This window comes from Hymenobacter swuensis DY53 (assembly GCF_000576555.1).
GTDB classification, from domain to species: Bacteria; Bacteroidota; Bacteroidia; order Cytophagales; family Hymenobacteraceae; genus Hymenobacter; species Hymenobacter swuensis.
This window is the reverse complement of sequence record NZ_CP007145.1, coordinates 3,454,995-3,474,862: the sequence shown is the minus strand read 5'-3', so window position 1 is coordinate 3,474,862 and position 19,868 is coordinate 3,454,995. Positions and strand designations below refer to the sequence as shown.

Sequence of the window (19,868 nt, the reverse complement as noted above, 5' to 3'; positions counted from 1 at the left end):
CGTAGACCGGCGCTTTTGAAAAAAAACGCGTGGTAGCTGCTTGTAGCTGCCTATTTCAGCGTGAAAGTGGTTTTGCCGATCATCACACCGCCTTCGTAGAGTTCTACAGTATGAAGGCCGGTTTTGTAGCCTGCGCCTTTGGCGTACAGGAACTGCACGGGCTGGCGGGTATTGTCGAACACCACGTCCTGCTTGGCCGTGTAGAAAGCCTCGGCGCCATCAATCATGAACGTGCCACCGCCGGTGCTCAGGTTGTAGAGGGCCGCGCCATCGGGCTCAATCAGGCGCATCATGATCTGCTTGGTTTCCTTCGGCGACACGTCGTTGCGGCCCAGGTTGAAGGTTACCTTGATTTTCTCGACGCGCCGGGCTTTGAACTCGTTGTCGTCGTCGGCTTTTTCCTTTTCGCGGCTGTTCACTACGCCAATGCGAATATTCTCGGCCTGCAGGCGGGAGGCCACGGCCACTTTCTCACTCAACTCCTGGTTGGAGCGCACTACCGTTGAAATAGTGTCCGTGAGCTTGTTCTGCCGCTCTTTCAGGGTGGTGGTTTCGGTGTAGAGGGCCTCGTTATCGGCTTTCAGCTGAGCAATTTCCTCGTCCTTTTTGCGAAGCTGAGCCTCGAAGTTGGAGGCGCGCTGCTTGAAGCGTCGCTGCTCGGCTACACTGAAGCTGCTGGCCCGGAACGAGCGGAGTTTCAGCAGATCGGCGTTGATCTGGGCCAGTTTGGCTTCCAGCGAATCATTGGCTAGGCCCATGCCCTGTACTTCCTGGCTCTGGCGCTCGAAATCGGCCTTCAGGGCTTCGTACTGCTTGATTTGCTCTTCCAGCTTGGCGTCCTTGGTTACCACATCAGCCTGGAGCTGCTCGTTCTGCTTGCTCTTCTGCTGGTTCATGTAAAACAGCACGCCATTGATGCCCAGCAGCACCAGAATCAGGGCCACAATCAGCAGGACGCGGTTGTTGTTCTTCGGCTCGGGGCTCTGGTCTTGTTCCATTGCGAGTGGGGTTAAGTGAAGCCCGGAGAGTCCGGGCGCAGGTAGTACCTTTAGGGCAAAAATAACGGAGTTCCGTACCCTGGCAAGTGCCGAAGGTACAACCCTGCCGCAATATGCTCCCAGATCTGTCTCTTGATGCCACGTATTGGCAGCAGCGCTACGCAAATGGCCAAACGGGCTGGGATGCGGGTCGGATAACGCCGCCGCTGCAGGAATATTTTGCCCAACTGGGGCCGCCAGGTGCCCGTCGCATCCTCATTCCGGGGGCCGGCCGCGCCTACGAGGCCGAGTACCTGCACCGCCAGGGCTGGCCCAACGTGTGGGTGGCTGACCTCGCCCCGGAGCCGTTGCACGACCTGCAGCAGCGCGTGCCTGACTTTCCCGCCGAGCACCTGTTGTTGGCGGATTTTTTTCAGCTGGAGCCCGCCCTGGCCTTCGACCTTCTCGTGGAGCAAACCTTTTTCTGCGCCCTCGACCCGGCCCTGCGCCCCGCCTACGCCCGGCAGTGCGCCCACTTGCTCCGGCCCGGGGGCACGCTCATGGGCCTGCTCTTCGATACCGAGTTTAGCCAGCCCGGTCCGCCGTTCGGGGGCTCCCGCGCCGAATACCGCCCGTACTTCGAGCCGTACTTCGAATTCCGGCACTTTGCAACCGCCACCAATTCTCTGGGACCCCGCCACGGCCGGGAGCTGTTTATTTGTCTGAAAAAGAAGTAGCACAGGCTTCAGCTTGTGCCGCATCAGGGCTTAGCCCCACATCGTAATTTCCTTTTTCATCTGCTTGCGTTGTTACAATACAAGCTAAAGCGTGTGCTACATGATCCACCAACTCGCCAACGTTCTGCCGCATTTCCGCAATACGAATTCCGGTCAGTTTTTCCTGATGGCCGGGCCCTGCGTGATTGAGGGCGAGGATATGGCCCTGCGCATTGCCGAACAGGTGCGCACCATTACCGACCGCCTGCAGATTCCGTTTATTTTTAAAGGTTCTTACCGCAAAGCCAACCGCAGCCGCCTCGATTCCTACACGGGCATCGGCGACGAGAAGGCGCTGCGGATTCTGCAGAAGGTGAGCCGGGAAATAGGCGTACCTACCGTGACGGATATCCACGAGTCAGAAGAAGCGTCTATGGCCGCCGAGTACGTAGACGTGCTGCAAATTCCGGCTTTTCTGTGCCGCCAGACCGATTTGTTGATTGCCGCCGCCAAAACCGGCAAGGTGGTGAACGTGAAGAAAGGCCAGTTCCTGAGCGGCGAGTCGATGCAGTTTGCGGTGGACAAGGTGCGCCAGTCGGGCAACCCGAACGTGATTCTGACGGACCGGGGTAACTCGTTCGGCTACTCCGACCTGGTAGTGGATTTCCGCAACCTGCCGGCCATGCGCGAGTTTGGTGTGCCCGTGGTGATGGACGTGACCCACTCGTTGCAGCAGCCCAACCAGAGCAGCGGCATAACCGGCGGCCAGCCCCGCCTGATCGAAACCATTGCCAAAGCCGCCATTGCCGTCGGGGCCGACGGCTTGTTCATCGAAACCCACCCCACGCCCGCCACCGCCAAATCCGACGGGGCCAACATGCTAGCGCTGGATGGCCTCGAAGACCTGCTGCGCAAGCTGACCCGCGTGCGCGAAGCCGTTCGGTAGCAGTTGTCATTGCGAGGCTGGAGGCCGAAGCAATCTGTACTTCACGACGCGCTAAACCCTGAGAAGCAGAAAGCCCCTGACGCCAGCACGGACGTTAGGGGCTTTCTGCTTCTCAGGGTTCAGAACACGGAAAAGGACGGATTGCTTCGGCCTCCAGCCTCCAGCCTCGCAATGACAGAAACGCTAAGCTGATAGCCGGCGGGTGCGTTCCAGTAATTTGTCTATCAGGTTATCGAAACGCAACGCGAAATGCTGCTTGGGCTGGTTGCGGCGGAAGAATACCAAGCCGATAAAAAACAGGTCGATAGTCAGCGTCACGTCAGGGTGTTGCTGGATGACGGCCCAGGCCCGCTCCATTTCTTCTGACCAGTGAATATCATCCAGCACGAACACGCTGTGTTCGGTGCGGTGCTGGTTCATCTGCTCGAAATACCGCAGAGTGGGCTCATAGCGGTGGTTACCATCGAAAAAGGCAAAATCGACGGGAGCGGGGAGAGCCACTAGGCCAGGGCCCAGGGTGTCGTCGAGGTTGCCTTCAATGACCTCTACGTTATGTACTCTCGTAGCCTTGAAAGTGGCGCGAGCTACTTCCGCCGTGGCCGGGCAGCCTTCAAAGGTGAGGACGTGCGCCCGCGAGTCGGCGGCGGCCAGGTAGGCTGTGGTGAGGCCCAGCGAAGTGCCCAACTCCACAATGGTGCGGGGCTGGAAGTGGTTGACCAGCCGGAACAGCAGCTTACCCAGCTTGGGCGGCTTGGCGGCCGTGCGGGCAATGTCGCGCAGCTGCCGGACGCGGCCGGCCTTGGTGTGGGAGCCGGCGCCAAAATCCCGGACCTGAATAGTTGTCGCATCGTGCAGGAGTTCGGTACGCCGGTTTTCTACTGCATCATAGGCCGCGAAATGGCCGTAGTGGTTCACTACATGCGCGTATAGGCCAAAGACGAAAGGCGAGTGCAAGCCGTGGGCGTTGCCCGAACTGAGCAGAAACCGGAGGTAGCTGAAAATCTGAAAAAACAACGGCGGGAGTAGGTATGAGCAGGCTAGGCCAACTCTTGATCAACAAAAAAAGACAAAGACACCTGCGCTGACTGAGGAAAGCAGAAAGGCAAAACTCATCCGGAGGGCTGCAAGATACCGAACGCGCAAAAAAAGCCGCTCCGGCAAGAACCGGAGCGGCTGAGAAGCGTCATCAAGGGCAGCGTTTCAGTTCAAACGATACGGCACCACGAGCGTAAATTCTGGAATGTCAACGGCAAACTCGCTGCCATCCATCACCCGCTCCATCTGGTACGTACCCCGCATCTTGCCCAGACCCGATTTCAGGTTGCACCCCGATACGTATTGGTGCGCTTCGCCGGGTTCCAGGGTAGGCTGCTGTCCTACCACGCCTTCGCCCTCCACTTCGCGCACGACGCCGTTGGCGTCGTAAATGTACCAGTGGCGACGCAGCAGCTTCACCGTGTACTCGCTATTGTTGCGGATATCAATTTTGTAGGCAAAGACGTAGTGTTCCTGACCCGGGCTGGAGTAGTCGGGCAGGTAATTGGTGGTAACACTAACGGTTACGCCCTGGGTGGTGGTCGTATTCATAACGTTGGAGTTCCGAAGGAGAGAAAAGCTAACAGCCGTGTGCGGAATTTGGTTTATCTACGCAGCCGGCACCCACAACGGTCCACCCAACTGAAAAATAATCCTTTCCCGTATGTCTGTAAAGATAGAAGAAAGCTGGCGCAAGGTGCTAGCTCCAGAATTTGAAAAGCCGTACTTCCAGCACCTGATTGCCTTCGTGAAGGGTGAGTACGCCACTACCACCGTGTATCCGCCCGGTCCCCAGATTTTTCATGCCTTCGAGGCCTGCCCCTTTGAGCAGGTTAAAGTAGTCATTTTAGGGCAGGACCCCTACCATGGCAAAGGCCAGGCGCACGGCCTGAGCTTCTCGGTGGCCGAGGGCGTGCGCACGCCGCCCTCGTTGCAGAATATCTTTAAGGAACTGCAGGCCGATCTGCCCGAAACCCCGCCGGCCCCGAATGGCAACCTCGACCGGTGGGCCGAGCAGGGCGTTTTGCTGCTTAACGCCACGCTCACCGTGCGGGCCGCCGACCCCGGCAGTCACCAGAAGAAAGGCTGGGAGCAGTTCACCGACGCCGTTATTCAGCAGATTTCCGACCAGAAGGAGCATGTGGTGTTTATCCTGTGGGGCGCGTACGCGCAGAAAAAGGGCGAAATTATTGATGCCCGCAAGCACTTGGTGCTGAAAGCCGCCCACCCCTCGCCCTACGCCGCCGACCGAGGCTTCTTCGGCAGCCGCCCTTTCAGCCAAACCAACACCTACTTGCAGCAGCACCACGAGCAGCCGATTACGTGGTAAAGCGCGAGGAGGCACGACGAAGCAATCTGTCCTTCACGACGTGCTAAACCCTGAAAAAAAGAAAGCCCCTGACGCCAGCACGGACGTTAGGGGCTTTCGAATAGGTCAGGGCGTTGGGCTGCGTTAAGGACAGATTGCTTCGTCGTGCCTCCTCGCAATGACGGTTAATCTACCAAGTTAAACAGGCGGTTCCAGCGGACTTTCTGGAAGAAGGAGGCGTGCGGATCAACCGACAGCCAGATGAGCACGGCCTTGCCCACGATGTGGTCGGCGGGCACGAAGCCCCAGAAACGCGAATCGAGGGAGTTATGGCGGTTGTCGCCCATCATGAAGTAGTAATCCTGCTTGAAGGTGTAGCTCTTCAAAGGCTGACCGTTCTGCAGAATCTGACCGTTGGCATCCACGCTCATGCCTTCGTTGTGCTCGTAGCGCAGAATGATTTTCTGATACTGGGGCGAGTTCTGGGGGGTGAGCTGCACCGTTTGGCCTTCCTTCGGAATCTGGAGGGGACCGTAGTTGTCCTTATTCCAGGTGGGGAAGGGTGGGTTGGCCAGGGGCTGACTATAGGGTGAATCAGGGTTGTTGGGGAACACCTGCTGCCGCTCCGGCTGGTTTGGCGGCGTCTTCAGATCCACAATGCCTTTCACGTAGGGCTGCTTTTTGAAGAACTCGTACGCCGCCTGGGTCATGTGTACTTCGTAGCCCCGGCCGTACAACTCAGTATCCGCTTGGTAGGGAGTGCCCTCGGGCGTATCGTAGTTCACTACGCCGTACTGTCGGAAGTCCGCTGCCAAGTCGTCGTTTCCGGGCACCTGCAGGAAGTAGCTGCTCTGCATTTCCGGGTAGTTCTTGGCGGGCTTACCATTGATGAATACCTGCCCCTGCTTAACCTCCAGCACGTCGCCGGCAACAGCAATGCACCGCTTAATGTAGTTTGTGCGCAGGTCGGCGGGGTGTTCGGCTTCGAAGGGCACGTTGAACACTACCACGTCGTTGTTCTTCACCTCCGAAAAGCCGGGCAGCCGGTAGCTGGGCAGCTGAATCAGGTCGGAATAGCTTCTGATGCTGCTGCCCCAGATGGTCTGGTGCGTGAGCGGCACCTGCAGCGGCGTCTGGGGCGTGCGCGGGCCGTAGTGCAGCTTGCTCACAAACAGGTAGTCGCCTACCAGCAGGGAGTGCTCCATAGAAGGCGTCGGGATGGTGTACGCCTCAAAGGTGGCCCACCGGATTAGCGTTGCCGCTACTACCGCAAACAGAATGGCGTCACCCCACTCCCGGACGGCACTTTTGCGCTTCTTCGGCTCCTTTCCGGGCGTAACCGGGGCCGATGGGTTTTTCTCGAGGTATTTCTCCCAGGATTGTACTGCCATAATAAGTCAGGGGCCAAAAAAACGAACTGTCGGCCGTTGCCGGCACGTCTTCAGTTTGAACGACGGAAGATGCGAAATAATGCGAGGAAAGGTGAAGTTGTGAAGGGTGAAATTGTGAAGAGGTGCAATTCGGCCACTTCACAATTTCACCCTTCACAACTTCACATTTCAGAGGCCCAGCAGATCTTTCATGCCGAATACGCCCTGGCGGCCGGGCAGCCACTCGGCGGCCAGCAGCGCGCCCTGCACAAACCCTTCGCGGGTGTGGGCTTCGTGCTTGAGTTCGATGGAGTCGGCGGGGGAGGAGTAGGTGATGATGTGGGTGCCCACCACCGCGCCTTCGCGCTCCGAGAGGATAGCCAGTTCCGACGCCGTGTCGGTGGCTTCGTTGCGCCAGGTGGTTTTAGCAGGGAAGTGGCGTAGGATGCCTTCGGCGGCCGTGAGGGCCGTGCCGCTGGGCTGGTCTACCTTCTGGGTGTGGTGGATTTCCCGCACCTGCACATCGTAGCCGCCAAACTGGTGCATTTTGGCCGCAATGTACTCGTTGAAGTGGAAGAACAGATTCACGCCCACGCTGTAGTTGGAGGCGTAGAACAGCGGCGTGCCGGTTTCCTGGCTCAGGGTCTGGGCCTCGGCGAAGTGATGCAGCCAGCCCGTGGAGCCGCACACTACCGGAATGCCCTGCCGGAGGCAGGCCACTACATTCTGAAACGCCGCGTCGGGGTGGGTGAACTCAATGGCCGCGTCAACCTGAACGGCAGTAAAATCGGAGATGCGCACATCAGGCCGCGAAGGGTCCACAATGCCGACAATCTGGTGGCCGCGGGCAATAGCCTGGGCTTCGATGGCCCGGCCCATTTTGCCGTAACCGATCAGCAGGAGCTTCATAGAAGAGAAATTTCTGGTACTTCAGCGGAGGATGACAAACCGGACAGCCAGACAGCATGCCCGGACGAATGCCTCCACCGGTTATTTAAAGTGTAAGGAAAGGGCCAGTCCGGCTCCGGGAGCTACTGTCTGGCTGGGCAGCAGTGTTGGCTCAACGCGCAGGCTTAAATCGTCGCTGATGTCGAAGTCGCGCAGGTGAGCATCTACCAGCGCATCAAGCACCGTAATGCCATACACCAGGGCCGTGTAAGCAATGAACGTGTCGCGGTTACGACGGTAGAAGACGATACCCCGCTGAATGTTCTCAATGCTGGTTTCCTGGCTAACGTTTTCGCCTTTCAGGTCGCCGAAGGCTTTGCGCGGGTTGCTATTGAGGTATTCATCCTTGCCGTCCGCGTATTCGCGGTACCTGGTCTGGTAGAAGAACAGGCCGTAGCCCACACCGCCCAGCCCACCATATACCAAGGGCAGCTTCCACCAGCGGCGGTTGTACACCTGGCCGGCACCGGGCAGGACCAGGGCCAGCAGGGTTGCTTTCTTGGGGCGAGTCATGCGCATGCCGAACAGCCGCTCGGTCATACGAGCCGTATCAGGTGCCGCTTTTGTCGTTACCTGCACCGAATCGGGGCCGGCCGTGACGGTTTGGGCCTGACTGGTGAAGACCGGCAGCAGGAGCAGGCCGGCCAGACCGGCACCCCAACCAAAACGGACAACCAAAGACATCATTTACAAAGTAGTTTTAGGCTGCCCCGAGGCTTTAAGGGCCATACGGAGCTGTATCCCGGGCGTAACGCCGGCCGTGGCGGCCGGCAGCAGCGTGGGCCGAAGTTGCAGGGCGAGGTTTTCGCTAACGTCAAAATCGTGCAGGTGCGCATCTACCAGCGCATCCAGTACAATTACGCCGTACACAATGCCAGAGTAGCCAATAAACGTGTCCCGCTGCGTACGGTAGCGGGACAGACCGACGTCTACCGCCTGTGTAGTCAGCTCCCGGCTAACATTGCTGCCGCTCAGATTCGGAAGCGTCTTGCCCTTGTCTAACTCCCGACTGCCAGTGGCGTATTCCCTATACAGCGTCTGGTAGTGGTGCAAGCCGTAGCCCACGCCACCCAGGGCGCCGTACACCAGCGGCAGCTTCCACCACCGACGGTTGTACACCTGGCCCGCGCCCGGCAGCAGTAGCGCCAGCACCACCGCTTTGCGAGGACGCGTGACGGCCTGGCCCAGCAGCCGCTCAGTGCGCCTGGCCGAGTCGGCCGGTACCGGGCTGCGCTGGGCCTGTACCGTTTTGCTCAGGCTAAGGCTTCCCAGCAGAACTCCAAGCAGAGCAGAAAAGCGGAGGAAGCGCATAATGGCGGAGCGAAAGAGGCGGAACGAAGTTCCGCCCTTTAGTAGTATCTGAAGTCGTATTTAGGCGGGTTGCAGAATGTGCAGGATGCGCTGCATATCCTCCACCGAATCAAAGGCAATCTTGATTTCGCCTTTGCCCTGGGGGCCGGGTTTTACCAGAACCCGGCTACCGAACCGCTCTGAAAGGTGCCGTTCGGCGCGCTTCAGCTCGGCAGTTGGTACCACGGGCGTGGCGGGCTGAGCAAGTTGCGTTGCGTCGTCAGTAGTGGCACTGGCTCCGGTACGCACCAGCTGCTCCACGCGGCGGACCGAGAGGTCCTCATCCACAATGCGGCGGAACAGGCCCAGCTGCTGGTCGGTATTTTCCACGTTCACCAGCGCGCGGGCATGGCCCATGCTGATAACGTTGTCGCGCAGGCCGATCTGTATATCGGGCGGCAACTTGAGCAGGCGCAGGTAGTTGGTCACCGTCGAGCGGTTTTTGCCCACCCGGTCGCCCAGTTCCTCCTGCTTGAGGTTACACTCGCTCACCAGCCGTTGGTAGCTGAGGGCAATTTCAATGGCGTTGAGGTTTTCGCGCTGAATATTCTCAATCAGGGCCATTTCCAGCATCTGCTGGTCATCGGCCTTCCGGATGTAGGCCGGAATGGCATCTAAGTCGGCCAGTTTAGAGGCCTGGAGGCGTCGTTCCCCGGAAATAAGCTGGTAGGAGTTGGTACCCACCTGCCGTACCGTCACGGGCTGAATAATGCCCTGAATCCGGATGCTTTCGGCCAGTTCCTGCAACGCGGCCTGGTCAAAGTGAGTGCGGGGCTGGTAAGGATTGGCCTGAATATGACCTACCGGAATCAGCCCGACGGAGTTGACGGGGTGAGGCACCAGGCCCAGCCGCTCGCTCTTTTTTTCGTAGCTGCCCTCAATCAGGGCGTTCAGGCCCCGGCCCAGGCCTCCGATCCGGCGCTTGGGCCCGGCGGCGGCGGCCGGAATATTCTTGTCTTCGTTTTTCTCTGACATACCTGCAGTCAGCCTTTGCCCAATAGCACGGAGCAAAAGCCGGATTCAAAAATACACAAACGCCCGGGATGCGCGGGAAATTTGTTCCACGGTCCACGAAAATCGTGAAACACAGGGCTAAAAAGAAAGCTGGTCAGTGACTTAAGTCGCTGACCAGCTTTCGTTCTGTTCAATCTGAAGATGACGATTTTTCAAGCACAAATGCGGCATTCGGCTGCCGGCCTTACCGCCGACAGAAGCGTTTACGCAGCCGTGTCCTCGGTGGCTTCTTCCGGCTCGTCGGCGGCCTCAATGTTCTTTTCCACGATTTCGCGGGCCAGGTTGAGGTAGCTCAGGCTGCCCTTACTCTCGGCATCGTGCAGGATAACCGGAATGCCAAAGCTCGGCGACTCCGACAGTTTCACGTTGCGCGGAATGATGGTATCGAACACCAGCTGCTGGAAGTGCAGCTTTACCTCTTCCACTACTTGATTGCTCAGGCGCAGGCGCACGTCGTACATTGTGAGCAGGATGCCCTCAATCTCCAGATCCTCGTTCAGGCGGCTCTGGATGATTTTGACGGTATTGAGCAGTTTGCCCAGCCCTTCGAGAGCGAAGTACTCGCACTGCACCGGAATGATAACGGAGTGCGCGGCCGTGAGGGCATTCACCGTAATCAGGCCCAAGGAAGGCGAGCAGTCGATGATGATGAAATCGTACTGATCGGCCAAAGGCCGGAGCGCGTCTTTCATCTTTTCCTCCCGGTTGGGCAGGTTGATCATCTCCACCTCAGCCCCTACCAGGTCGATGTGGGAGGGCATCAGGTCGAGATGAGGGAGCAACGTGGTTTGCAGGATGATATCCTGGGCGTTGATGCCATCCACCATGCACTCATAGATGCTGTTCTGAATGTCTTTCGGGTCGAAGCCCACGCCGGAGGTGGCGTTGGCCTGCGGGTCGGCGTCTACAAGCAGGGTCCGATACTCCAGCGCCGCCAGGGAGGCCGCGAGGTTAATCGAGGAAGTGGTTTTGCCCACCCCGCCCTTCTGGTTGGCTACCGCAATGATTTTGCCCATGAGTCAGTTGTCAGTTGTCAGTTATCAGTTGCCAGGTAGTGCGAGCTGCATTCCGAAGACTGACAACTGGCAACTGGCAACTGGTAACTCAGATAGTGATTGTTTCACCCACGGCCAGCAGCACCAGCTCCTTGCCGGCGGCCGTGGCTTTGGCGCGGGCTTCGTCGTGGTTGATGGCAATAGGGGGGAAGGTGTCGAAGTGCATACCGATAACCTTATCGGCTCCAGTCCAGTCGGCGGCTACCAGCGCGTCGTCCACGCCCATCGTGAAATGGTCGCCGATAGGCAGGATGGCAAAGTCGAGCGTGTGCCGTTCGCCAATGAGCTTCATGTCGTAGGTCAGGGCCGAGTCGCCGGCGAAGTAGAAGGTTTTACCTTCCGTTGTCACCACAAAGCCCGCCGCCAGTCCGCCGTAGGAGCCGTCAGGCATGGAGCTGGAGTGGGCGGCGGCCACCATCTGCACGGTGCCGAAGGGCAGCTGCACGGTACCACCCAGGTTCATTTTGATGTCTGCTTTCAGCCCCTTGGCCTCAAACCAGGCCAAGACCTCAAACATGCCTACCAGCTGCGCGCCGGTACGTTTGCCAATCTCCTCCACGTCAGCCACATGGTCGCCGTGGCCGTGGCTGAGCAAAATGAAATCGGCTTCGATTTGGTCAACGGCCACGTCTTTCGCCAGCGGATTGGGCCGAATGAAGGGGTCGAACAGGATTTTGCTGCCGCCGGCTTCGAGCAGGAAGCAGGAGTGGCCGTAGTAAGTCAGGTTCATAGGAAGAAAGGGCAGGCAGAGCGGCAATAGGGCCGCAAACCCAGGATGGGATACCTTTGCAAATATACACTGTTTCGCCGTTCCCATGTCCCCGTTTTCGCGCCGTGCTGTTGGTTTTGCCCCGTTACTGCTTGGTTTGCTGGCAGCCTGCTCCGAGCCGACGGCCATTACGGATACCCGCCGGGTGTTCCGCTACAACCAGCCCGAAAGCCTGACGTCGCTGGACCCGGCCTTCGCCCGCAACCAAGCCAATACTTGGGCCGTGACCCAGCTCTACAACGGGTTGGTGGAGCTCGACGACAGTCTCAAGCCCGGTCCGGCGCTGGCCCGCCGCTACGAAATCAGCCCCGACGGCCGCCGCTACACCTTCTGGCTGCGCCCCGACGTGCGCTTCCACGATGATGCCGTGTTTGCGGGCGGCCAAGGCCGGCGCGTGACGGCCCGCGACTTCGTGTACTCGTTCCGGCGGCTGCTGGACGGGGCCACGGCCAGCCCCGGCGGCTGGATTTTCCGGGGCAAAGTGTTGGCGAAAGCCGATGGGGAGCCGTCGGATACCTGCTTTGTGGCCGTGAATGATTCTACGCTGCGTATTCACTTACAGGAGCCGTTCATTCCGTTTCTCGGGATTCTGACCATGCCCTACGCCTACGTGGTGCCGCAGGAGGCGGTGCAGAAGTGGGGTAAGGACTTCCGGGCGCATCCGGTGGGTACGGGGCCGTTCCGGTTCAAGGAGTGGGATGAGGGCAACGCCATCATCTACCACCGCAACCCCACCTACTGGAAAAAGGACGCCAAAGGAAAGCAGCTGCCTTACCTCGATGCCGTGCAGATCAGCTTCATTCAGGACCGCAAAACCGAGTTTCTCACGTTTATGCAGGGCAAGCTGGACTTTCTGAGTGGTATCCGCAGCGGCTCCCGAGACTTGATTATGTACCCCGATGGCGCGGTGCGGGAAGATTTTCAGGGCAAATTCCGCCTCCAGAAAGTGCCCTACCTCAACACCGAGTACCTGGGCATGCAGCAGGACCTCACCAACCTACGCGGCGACAACCTAACCACCGGCAGGGCTTTGCAGGACAAGCGCGTGCGCCAAGCCCTGAACTATGCGCTCAACAAGCCCGAGTTTCTGGCCTACTTCCTCAACAACGTGGGTAAGCCCGGCAACTCGGGCTTCGTGCCGGCCTCCCTGCCTTCGTTTGATGCTAAGAAAGTGCCTGGCTACGACTACCAGCCCGAGAAGGCCCGGCAGCTGCTGCGCGCCGCCGGTTACGGCCCCGGCAAGCCGCTGCGCCTGCGCCTGAACACGGTGGCTGAGAGCAAGGAGTTCTGCGAGTATTACCAGAAAAAGTGGGCCGACGTGGGCGTGCAGGTCGAAATTGACGTGAACCAAGGCGCGGCCCACGGCGAAATGGTGGACAACGGTCGCGCCGCCTTCTTCACCCGCAGCTGGCTGGGCGACTACCCCGACGCCGAAAACTACCTGGCCCTGTTCTACAGCCCCAACTTCGCCCCGGCCGGCCCCAACAAAACCCACTTCCGCAACACCCGCTACGACCAACTCTACCAGCAGGCCAAGCTGGAGCAGGACGCCGCCCGCCGCTACGCCCTCTACCAGGAAATGGACCGTCTGGTAATAGCCGAATGTCCTGTCATTGCCGTGTACTACGACGAAGTCGTGCGCCTCACCCAGAACAATGTGCTGGGCCTCACGCCCAACCCCATGAACCAGCTGGTGTTGGAACGAGTGCAGAAAGAGTAAGAGAGCTTAGATTACTAGAACAAAGAGCTTAGACATAGTGCCTGACCCCGGCCGTTATCCTGAGCGGAGAGAAGGACCTTCTCACGTTAGCACGAGCCGTTGTTGCGGTTATCGTTCTACAGTGAATAAGTCTTTCGCTCCGCTCAGGATGACAGCTGGGGTCAGGCACTATGTCTAAGCTCTTTGTTCTAGTAATCTAAGCTCTGAACTACGGATTCGTGCTCCACATGCCGGCTTCCTTAATAAAGATGCGGCGGTTGAGTTTGAGTTGGCTGATGATGATTTCGGCAATGTCTTCGGGCTGCATCACCTTATCGGGGTTGCCGTCGGTGAGGTTGTTGCTGACGGCCAGCTCGGTGGCCACGGTGCTGGGCGTGAGGGCCGAAACGCGGATGTTCTGCTTGCGCACCTCCTGCATCAAGGACTCGGTAAAGCCCAGCAAACCGAACTTCGAGGCGCTGTAGGCGCTGGTGGTGGCGGCTCCGCGCTGGCCGGCGGTACTGGCCACGTTGATGATGTCGCCGGTCTGGCGCTCTATCATCTGGGGTAGTACGGCGCGCGTCACGTAATAAGCGCCTAGTAGGTTCACCCGGATGATATTCTCCCACTCCTCGGGGGCCATATCCACCACCTTGGCAAAAGTGCCGATGCCGGCGTTGTTGATGAGAATATCGATGGTGCCGAGCTGGGCCAGGGCTTGGGCTACGGCCGTATCCACGGCGGCGCGGTCGGCTACGCTGGCGGCTACCACTATGGCCTGGCCGCCCAGGGCCTCAATTTCGCGGGCTACTTCCTGCAGTTGCGTTTCGGTGCGGGCCAGCAGGGCCACGCGCACGCCTTCTTTGGCCAGAGCCACGGCCACGGCCCGGCCGATGCCTTTACCGGCGCCCGTCACCAGGGCCGTTTTGCCAGTCAGATTTTCCATGAGTTGGATTGAGTTGAATTGGGAGAACGGGTATAACTGCATTGCGGCCGAAAGGTTAGGCCGGCCTACACAAAGCAGTACATGCTGCCAGAACAACCTCTGCGCCCTCCGCGCAATCTTCTGTGCCCTCTGCGGGAACCAACGCCCGCCCATACCTGACACGCAAATGCCCTTCGCGAGCGCAGGATAACAGCCGCGCGCAAAACCTGCTTATCTTTCTCCCCCGTACTTCTTTCCTGCTTTGTATGAAGAAAATTGCCCTTACCGGTCTGCTGGCCGGGGCGCTGCTGGCTGGCTGCAACCAGCAGAAAAACGCCGCCGAATCTGCCACAGCCGCTGAAACCACGCTGGCCGACATGAAGGATCTGCCCACGCTGTTCGATGCCTACTGGGAGGAAAACGCCCGGCTGTTCCCGCTGGAGGCCACCACCCAGGGCGACAACCGCTACAACGACCAGCTGCCCAACGACGGCACCCGGGCGTTCCGGCGGCAACTCCAGAACTTCTACCAGAAGTACCTTGACGGCCTGCACAAATTCAACCGCGAGGAGCTGTCGGCCAACGACAAAATCAGCTACGATATCTTCGAGTACGACGTCCAGAACAAGCTGGAGGGCCTGAAGCTGAACACCTGGATGATTCCGTTTCAGCAGTTCTGGGGCCTGCCGATTTCGATGGGCCAGTACGGCTCCGGTGAAGGCGTGCAGCCCTTTAAAACGGCCCAGGACTACGACAACTGGCTGGGCCGCATCAAGGGCTTTTCGGTGTGGGCCGATACGGCTATCAGCAACTTCCGCCAGGGCATGAAGACGGGCGTGGTGCTGCCCCGGACGCTGGTGCAGAAGATGATTCCGCAGATGCGGGCCATGGAAACCCCGGACGCCACCCAGAGCCTGTTCTATGGCCCCATCAATAAGCTGCCAGCCAGCCTGAGTGCCGCCGAGAAGGAGCGTATCACAGCGGCCTACAAAAAGGCCATTGCGGAAGAGCTGGTGCCTACCTACAAAAAGCTCGGTGACTTTCTGGAAAAGGAATACCTGCCCAAATCCCGGCCCAGCACCGGCATTGCCGCCATTCCCGGTGGGGCCGACATCTATAAATACTACGTGAAAACGTGGACGACTACCGACAAAACGCCGGAGGAAATCTACCAGACCGGGTTGCAGGAAGTCGCGCGTATTCGTGGAGAAATGGAGAAAGTGAAAGCGCAGGTGGGCTTCAAAGGGGAATTGCCGGCTTTCTTCGCCTCGCTCAAAACCGACCCCAAGCTGATGCCCTACAAAACGCCTGAGCAGGTGCTGGGTGCGTTCCGGGCCATTCAGACCAAAATGCAGCCCAACCTGAAAAAGATGTTCGGCCGAACGCCCAAAACGCCGTTCGAGATTCGGCAGACGGAGGCTTTCCGCGCTGCCTCGGCTTCGGCCGAGTACAACCAGGGCAGCCCCGATGGCTCCCGCCCTGGCATCTTCTATATTCCGATTCTGGACGCCACCACGTTCAACGTGACGTCGGGTATGGAGTCGTTGTTCTTGCACGAGGCCATTCCGGGCCACCACTACCAGATTTCGTTGCAGCAGGAAAATGAGGCTCTGCCCAAGTTCCGGCGCTTTGCCTGGTACGGAGCCATGGGCGAAGGCTGGGCCCTCTACACCGAAAGCCTGGGCAAGGAACTGGGCCTCTACACCGACCCCTATCAGTACATGGGCGCCCTCGGCGACGAGATGCACCGCGCCGTGCGCCTGGTGGTAGATGTGGCCATGCACTCCAAAAACATGACCCGCGAACAGGCCATCCAGTACATGCTGGCCAACGAAGCCATCAGCGAGGAGGGTGCCACCGCCGAAATTGAGCGGTACATGGCCATTCCGGGCCAAGCGTTGAGCTACAAAATCGGGGCGCTGCAAATCCGGGAATTACGCCGCAAGTACGAGCAGCAGCTGGGGGCACACTCCGATAAGCTGCGCGAGAAGTACGCCGGCCAGAACCGCAGCCACTTCCGCATCAGCGACTTCCACGACGAACTGCTGAAGGATGGTGTGATGCCGCTGGCCGTGCTGGAACGCAAAATGGACAACTGGGCCCGCAATCCGCAGTAAGCTCCTGCAAGTCGCGGTTTTGTACCAACAAAAAACGCCCGAAGCACAGTGCTTCGGGCGTTTTTTGTTGGTGTTCCCGACCGCCGGGGCAGATCCGGCGGGTGGGGCAACGGGAGAAGAGCGGTTAGTCAAGGATGTAGCGCAGGCCCACCTGAGCACGCCAGCGGCTGTTTAGGTCAGTGTTGTTCAGGAAGGTCTGGCTGCCGCCGCGGAACTGGTAGGTGGGCACGTTGGTCGTGCCCTGGTAGCCCACAAACTCAATCGGCCGGTTGTTGGCCACCAGCTTCCGCACGCCCCAATCGGAGCTAATCAGGTTACCCAGGTTCTGAATATCGAGGCTGAGCTGGAAGGTGTGCTTCTTCTCACCCAGCTTCAGCGAGAAATCCTGCAGCAGCTTGGCGTCGAGCTGGGTATACCAGGGGCTCAGGTTGCCGTTGCGCTCGGCATACTGGCCGCGGCGCTCATTCAGGTAGTCGTCCTGCCGGATGTAGGCGGCCAGCTGCTGCCACTGCTGGGCCGCCGATACCAGCACTGCGCCCTGGCCGTTGGTGATGTCCACCAGCCGGATCTGGTCCTGGGAAGCCGGCACGAAAATCAGGTCGTTGCCGGGAATCCCGTCACGGTTCATGTCGCCGGCGTAGGTGTAGGTGAAGCGGTTACCCTGGGCGGCCTCGAAGAAGAAGCTCAGCGTGGTAGCCAGCCGGTCGTTGGCGTAGGCAAACCGCTTGCCGGCGGCCCCGATGATGCGGTGCTGCAGGCCAAAGTCGCTGTAAGCTAGTTGGGGGTTGTTGGCGTTGCCCACCACTGGGTTGCGCTGGAAGGCGTCGGCGGCAATTTCGCCGGGGTTCGAGGTTACGTCCTTGGCCCGCGAGTAGGTGTAGGCTGTGGTCAGGTACAGGCCGTTGGCGAAGTCCTTTTTCAGTTGGCCGGTCAGGGAGTACTGGTAGCCTTTCTTGGTGTTTTCGAGCACAATAACGCCTGCATCGAGGAAGCTGAACTGGCCGTCGGGGCCGGTAAAGCCGGGGTTGATGCGCGGGCCGGCCGTGGGGTACAGCTCCCGGTTATCGGCACCGGCAGCGCGCTCCGTAGGCGTCACTAAGTTGTAGTTGCGGTGAATGGCGGCATTGACGTCCTTGGAGTAGATGGCTTCCAGCGTAGCCGTTACGCCGCCGGGTAGCTGCTGGTCCACGGCCAGGTTGGAGCGCCACACCTGCGGGAATTTGAAGTTGCGGGCCGTGCCGTTGATCTGGAACGTGTAGCCGGGGTCGAACTGAGAGTTAGAGGCCTGGTTGCTGATCCACACGAACGGGATGCGGCCGGTGAAAATGCCGGTTCCGCCGCGCAGCTGCGTGGTGTACTCGCTGCCTTCCACCGAGTAGTTGAAGCCCAGGCGCGGCGACCACAGCGGCTTGCTGCTGGGAAACTTCGTCACGTCTACCTGCACAGGCTGGCCGTCGGCATTGAGGAAGGAGGCGTTGGCAATCTGCTCGTTCTGGGCCACCTCGGTGTTGTAGATGGGCATATCAGCGCGCACGCCCAGCGTCAGCTTGAAGGCCGGCGTCACGGTCCACTCGTCCTGAGCGTACAGGCCCAGCTGGGCCACGTCCACATCCACCGACTTGATGCGGCGGGTTGCGCCAGTGGTGGCAATGGCGTTCAGGTCCACGAAAGCGGGGTTCGAGCGGTCCGTCACCTGGAAGAACCGGTCCACATCCAGCCCCCCGAAGAAGGGGTAGCCGTAGCGCTGCAGGTTGAAGTCGTTCACGAAGGCAAACCGCTCATACGTGAGGCCGGCCGTAAGTACGTGGGCCCCGGCAAAATAGCTCAGGTTATCCGTAAACTGGGTGATGTTCTGGTCGAGGCGGTTTTCGGCCGAAAACTGCTCCGTACCTACGCTCACGTACGTCGTGCCGTTTTTGGTGATGTCAATCTGCGGGAACAGCTTGGCGTCGGGCAGTTCGCGGAAGTCGCGGAAGGCCGAGAAGCTCAACTGGGCCTTGTTGCTGAATTTCTCCCCGATGCGCGAGTTCAGCTCACCCACCACCGAGTTGAGGTTGTTGTTGATGGTGTAGCCCGAGTTGGAATACTGCAGCGTGTTCACGCCCTGCACCCGCGACGACGGCGCAATGGCAATGGGGTGGGGGCCCTGCTCGCGGAAGCTGCTCAGGTAGTTATAGCGCAGCGAGAAGGTGTTCTTGGGGTTGATGTTCCAGTCCAACTTCACCAGAAATTTGTCGCTGCTGGTGCGGTAGGTGTAGTCGCGGTAGGTGCCGGGGTCGTAGCCGTACACGTCCTGCAGGCGCTGGCGGATGGCCAGCAGGTCGCTTTCCAGCACCCGGCTCACGCCCGGGGCCTGGCCGTTGAGGGCGGCCTGGGCCTCAGCGGCGCTGGCGGCGGGCCGGAACGTCAGGGCCGGATCGTCGCGGCGGGTAATTTCGGCGTTGGTAAAGAAGAACAGCTTGTTCTGGATGATCGGCCCACCCAGTGCAAAGCCGGTCTGGTTGAACTTCAGGTCGGGGTTGGTGACTTTGGCGTCGTCTACCTTTTCGCCAATGAGCTTCTCATTGCGCAGATACGTGTATACCGTGCCCTTGAAGGAGTTAGTGCCGCTCTTGGTCACGGCGTTGATGCCGGCGCCAGTAAAGCCGCCTTGGCGCACGTCGTAGGGAGCCAAGCTTACTTCCAACTGCTCAATGGCGTCGAGGCTCACCGGCTGCGAGTTCGTCTGGCCGCCCGGGGTGGGGGCATCCAGCCCGAAGGAGTTGTTGAAGATGGAGCCGTCGAGCGAGAAGTTGTTGTAGAGCGTATTGCGCCCCCCGAAGCTCAGGCCGCTGCTCTGGGGCGTGAGGCGGGTAAAGTCCTCCTGCGAGCGGCTGATGGTAGGCAGCGTACGGATGGCCGTGTTGTTCACGTTGGTCGAGGCCCCCGTGCGGTCCTTGTTGATCTGCCCGTCGCGGTTGCCTTTCACTACCACTTCGCCCAGGGCCTGCGAGCCGTCGGAGAGCTGCACGCGGCTTTCAAACGTTTTGCCCAGCGCCAGCTGAATACCGGTAGCCGAGTACGTCTGCGCTCCCACAAATGATATTTTCAACTCGTAAGGGCCACCTACCCGCATGTTTAGCAGGTCGTATTGGCCATTGTCGCGGGTAGCAGTGCCGTACTGCGTCCCCGAGGGAATGTGGGTGGCCACCACGGTAGCCCCGGGCAGCGGCTCGCCTTTGCTGTCGAGCACCAGCCCTTTCATGGCGGAAGTAGTGACGCCCTGCGCCAGCACCAGATTGCTACTCGTGAAAAGCACAAAGCCGAGTAGTAAAAACAGTATAAATCTGTTTTTCATAAGAGAGCTTTTTTGTTTATCCAGGACACGTTTCCGGAATTTCGCTGCAAAAGTAGATGAAGTATTTGTGAATTATGCTTGCATAACAATTTGGTAACAATTTGAAGACATTTTAAAGTATAGTGCTGATTGATAGTAGGCTATTAAATATATAGATTTTATCTAATATTAAGGGCCAATGTGATTGGTAGGAATAGTGCCGAGCTTGCGTATATTCCGCGCCACCTCCGCCCGACCCTGTTGCAGAAGACTAAAAATAGTCTGGTAAAATAGGATTATACCTGTGTAGTGGAAATGGTGG

17 protein-coding genes are annotated in these 19,868 nt (G+C 59.2%); 5 read left to right on the top strand and 12 right to left on the bottom strand.

The window, feature by feature from the left end:
- Positions 1-50: 50 nt before the first annotated feature.
- Positions 51-998, bottom strand: a complete 948-nt coding sequence (locus tag HSW_RS16175) for a hypothetical protein (RefSeq protein WP_044002777.1) — start codon at positions 996-998, stop codon at positions 51-53.
- 113 nt (positions 999-1,111) lie between these two features.
- On the opposite strand from HSW_RS16175, the gene HSW_RS16170 reads away from it, so the two are divergent.
- Together HSW_RS16170 and kdsA are read left to right on the top strand one after the other, a co-directional pair.
- A complete protein-coding gene (locus tag HSW_RS16170) occupies positions 1,112-1,714 on the top strand; it encodes a methyltransferase domain-containing protein (protein ID WP_044002776.1) in 603 nt (200 codons plus the stop codon).
- 100 nt (positions 1,715-1,814) lie between these two features.
- A complete protein-coding gene (gene kdsA, locus HSW_RS16165; protein WP_044002775.1) occupies positions 1,815-2,639 on the top strand; it encodes a 3-deoxy-8-phosphooctulonate synthase in 825 nt (274 codons plus the stop codon).
- Positions 2,640-2,822: 183 nt separating this feature from the next.
- Here kdsA and HSW_RS16160 read toward each other — a convergent pair whose 3' ends face one another.
- Positions 2,823-3,653, bottom strand: coding sequence for an O-methyltransferase (locus HSW_RS16160; protein ID WP_044002774.1), 831 nt, complete (start codon positions 3,651-3,653; stop codon positions 2,823-2,825).
- 186 nt (positions 3,654-3,839) lie between these two features.
- Positions 3,840-4,226, bottom strand: a complete 387-nt coding sequence (gene apaG / locus HSW_RS16155; protein WP_044002773.1) for a Co2+/Mg2+ efflux protein ApaG — start codon at positions 4,224-4,226, stop codon at positions 3,840-3,842.
- Positions 4,227-4,338: 112 nt separating this feature from the next.
- Here apaG and HSW_RS16150 point away from each other — a divergent pair, with 112 nt between their 5' ends.
- Positions 4,339-5,004, top strand: a complete 666-nt coding sequence (locus HSW_RS16150; protein WP_044002772.1) for a uracil-DNA glycosylase — start codon at positions 4,339-4,341, stop codon at positions 5,002-5,004.
- A 164-nt stretch (positions 5,005-5,168) separates the two neighbouring features.
- On the opposite strand, the gene lepB is transcribed toward HSW_RS16150, so the two are convergent.
- The 7 genes from lepB to HSW_RS16115 form a co-directional block, all read right to left on the bottom strand.
- Positions 5,169-6,374 carry a signal peptidase I gene (gene lepB / locus HSW_RS16145; RefSeq protein ID WP_044002770.1) on the bottom strand — a complete coding sequence of 402 codons (1,206 nt, stop codon included), beginning with the start codon at positions 6,372-6,374 and terminating at the stop codon, positions 5,169-5,171.
- Positions 6,375-6,542: 168 nt separating this feature from the next.
- Entirely contained in the window at positions 6,543-7,262 is a 720-nt protein-coding gene (dapB, locus tag HSW_RS16140) for a 4-hydroxy-tetrahydrodipicolinate reductase (protein ID WP_044002769.1), read from the bottom strand.
- 81 nt (positions 7,263-7,343) lie between these two features.
- Positions 7,344-7,985, bottom strand: coding sequence for a DUF5683 domain-containing protein (locus HSW_RS16135; RefSeq protein WP_155833010.1), 642 nt, complete (start codon positions 7,983-7,985; stop codon positions 7,344-7,346).
- Between the two features lie 3 nt (positions 7,986-7,988).
- A complete protein-coding gene (locus HSW_RS16130; protein ID WP_044002767.1) occupies positions 7,989-8,612 on the bottom strand; it encodes a DUF5683 domain-containing protein in 624 nt (207 codons plus the stop codon).
- Positions 8,613-8,672: 60 nt separating this feature from the next.
- Positions 8,673-9,626: a ParB/RepB/Spo0J family partition protein gene (locus tag HSW_RS16125; protein ID WP_081768453.1), complete on the bottom strand. Its 954-nt coding sequence runs from the start codon at positions 9,624-9,626 to the stop codon at positions 8,673-8,675.
- 242 nt (positions 9,627-9,868) lie between these two features.
- Positions 9,869-10,681, bottom strand: coding sequence for a ParA family protein (locus tag HSW_RS16120; protein ID WP_044002766.1), 813 nt, complete (start codon positions 10,679-10,681; stop codon positions 9,869-9,871).
- An 88-nt stretch (positions 10,682-10,769) separates the two neighbouring features.
- Positions 10,770-11,450: a metal-dependent hydrolase gene (locus tag HSW_RS16115; RefSeq protein WP_044002764.1), complete on the bottom strand. Its 681-nt coding sequence runs from the start codon at positions 11,448-11,450 to the stop codon at positions 10,770-10,772.
- 85 nt (positions 11,451-11,535) lie between these two features.
- Between HSW_RS16115 and HSW_RS16110 the strand changes: the two genes are divergently transcribed.
- Positions 11,536-13,209 carry an ABC transporter substrate-binding protein gene (locus HSW_RS16110; protein WP_044002762.1) on the top strand — a complete coding sequence of 558 codons (1,674 nt, stop codon included), beginning with the start codon at positions 11,536-11,538 and terminating at the stop codon, positions 13,207-13,209.
- Positions 13,210-13,417: 208 nt separating this feature from the next.
- Here the strand turns inward: HSW_RS16110 and HSW_RS16105 are convergent, their stop codons facing one another.
- Positions 13,418-14,134 (bottom strand): 3-ketoacyl-ACP reductase, encoded by a 717-nt coding sequence (locus HSW_RS16105; protein WP_044004907.1) that lies wholly within the window; start codon positions 14,132-14,134, stop codon positions 13,418-13,420.
- Positions 14,135-14,379: 245 nt separating this feature from the next.
- Here HSW_RS16105 and HSW_RS16100 point away from each other — a divergent pair, with 245 nt between their 5' ends.
- Positions 14,380-16,230 carry a DUF885 domain-containing protein gene (locus tag HSW_RS16100; protein ID WP_044002760.1) on the top strand — a complete coding sequence of 617 codons (1,851 nt, stop codon included), beginning with the start codon at positions 14,380-14,382 and terminating at the stop codon, positions 16,228-16,230.
- 124 nt (positions 16,231-16,354) lie between these two features.
- On the opposite strand, the gene HSW_RS16095 is transcribed toward HSW_RS16100, so the two are convergent.
- Positions 16,355-19,528: a TonB-dependent receptor gene (locus tag HSW_RS16095; protein ID WP_197031891.1), complete on the bottom strand. Its 3,174-nt coding sequence runs from the start codon at positions 19,526-19,528 to the stop codon at positions 16,355-16,357.
- Positions 19,529-19,868: the final 340 nt, after the last annotated feature.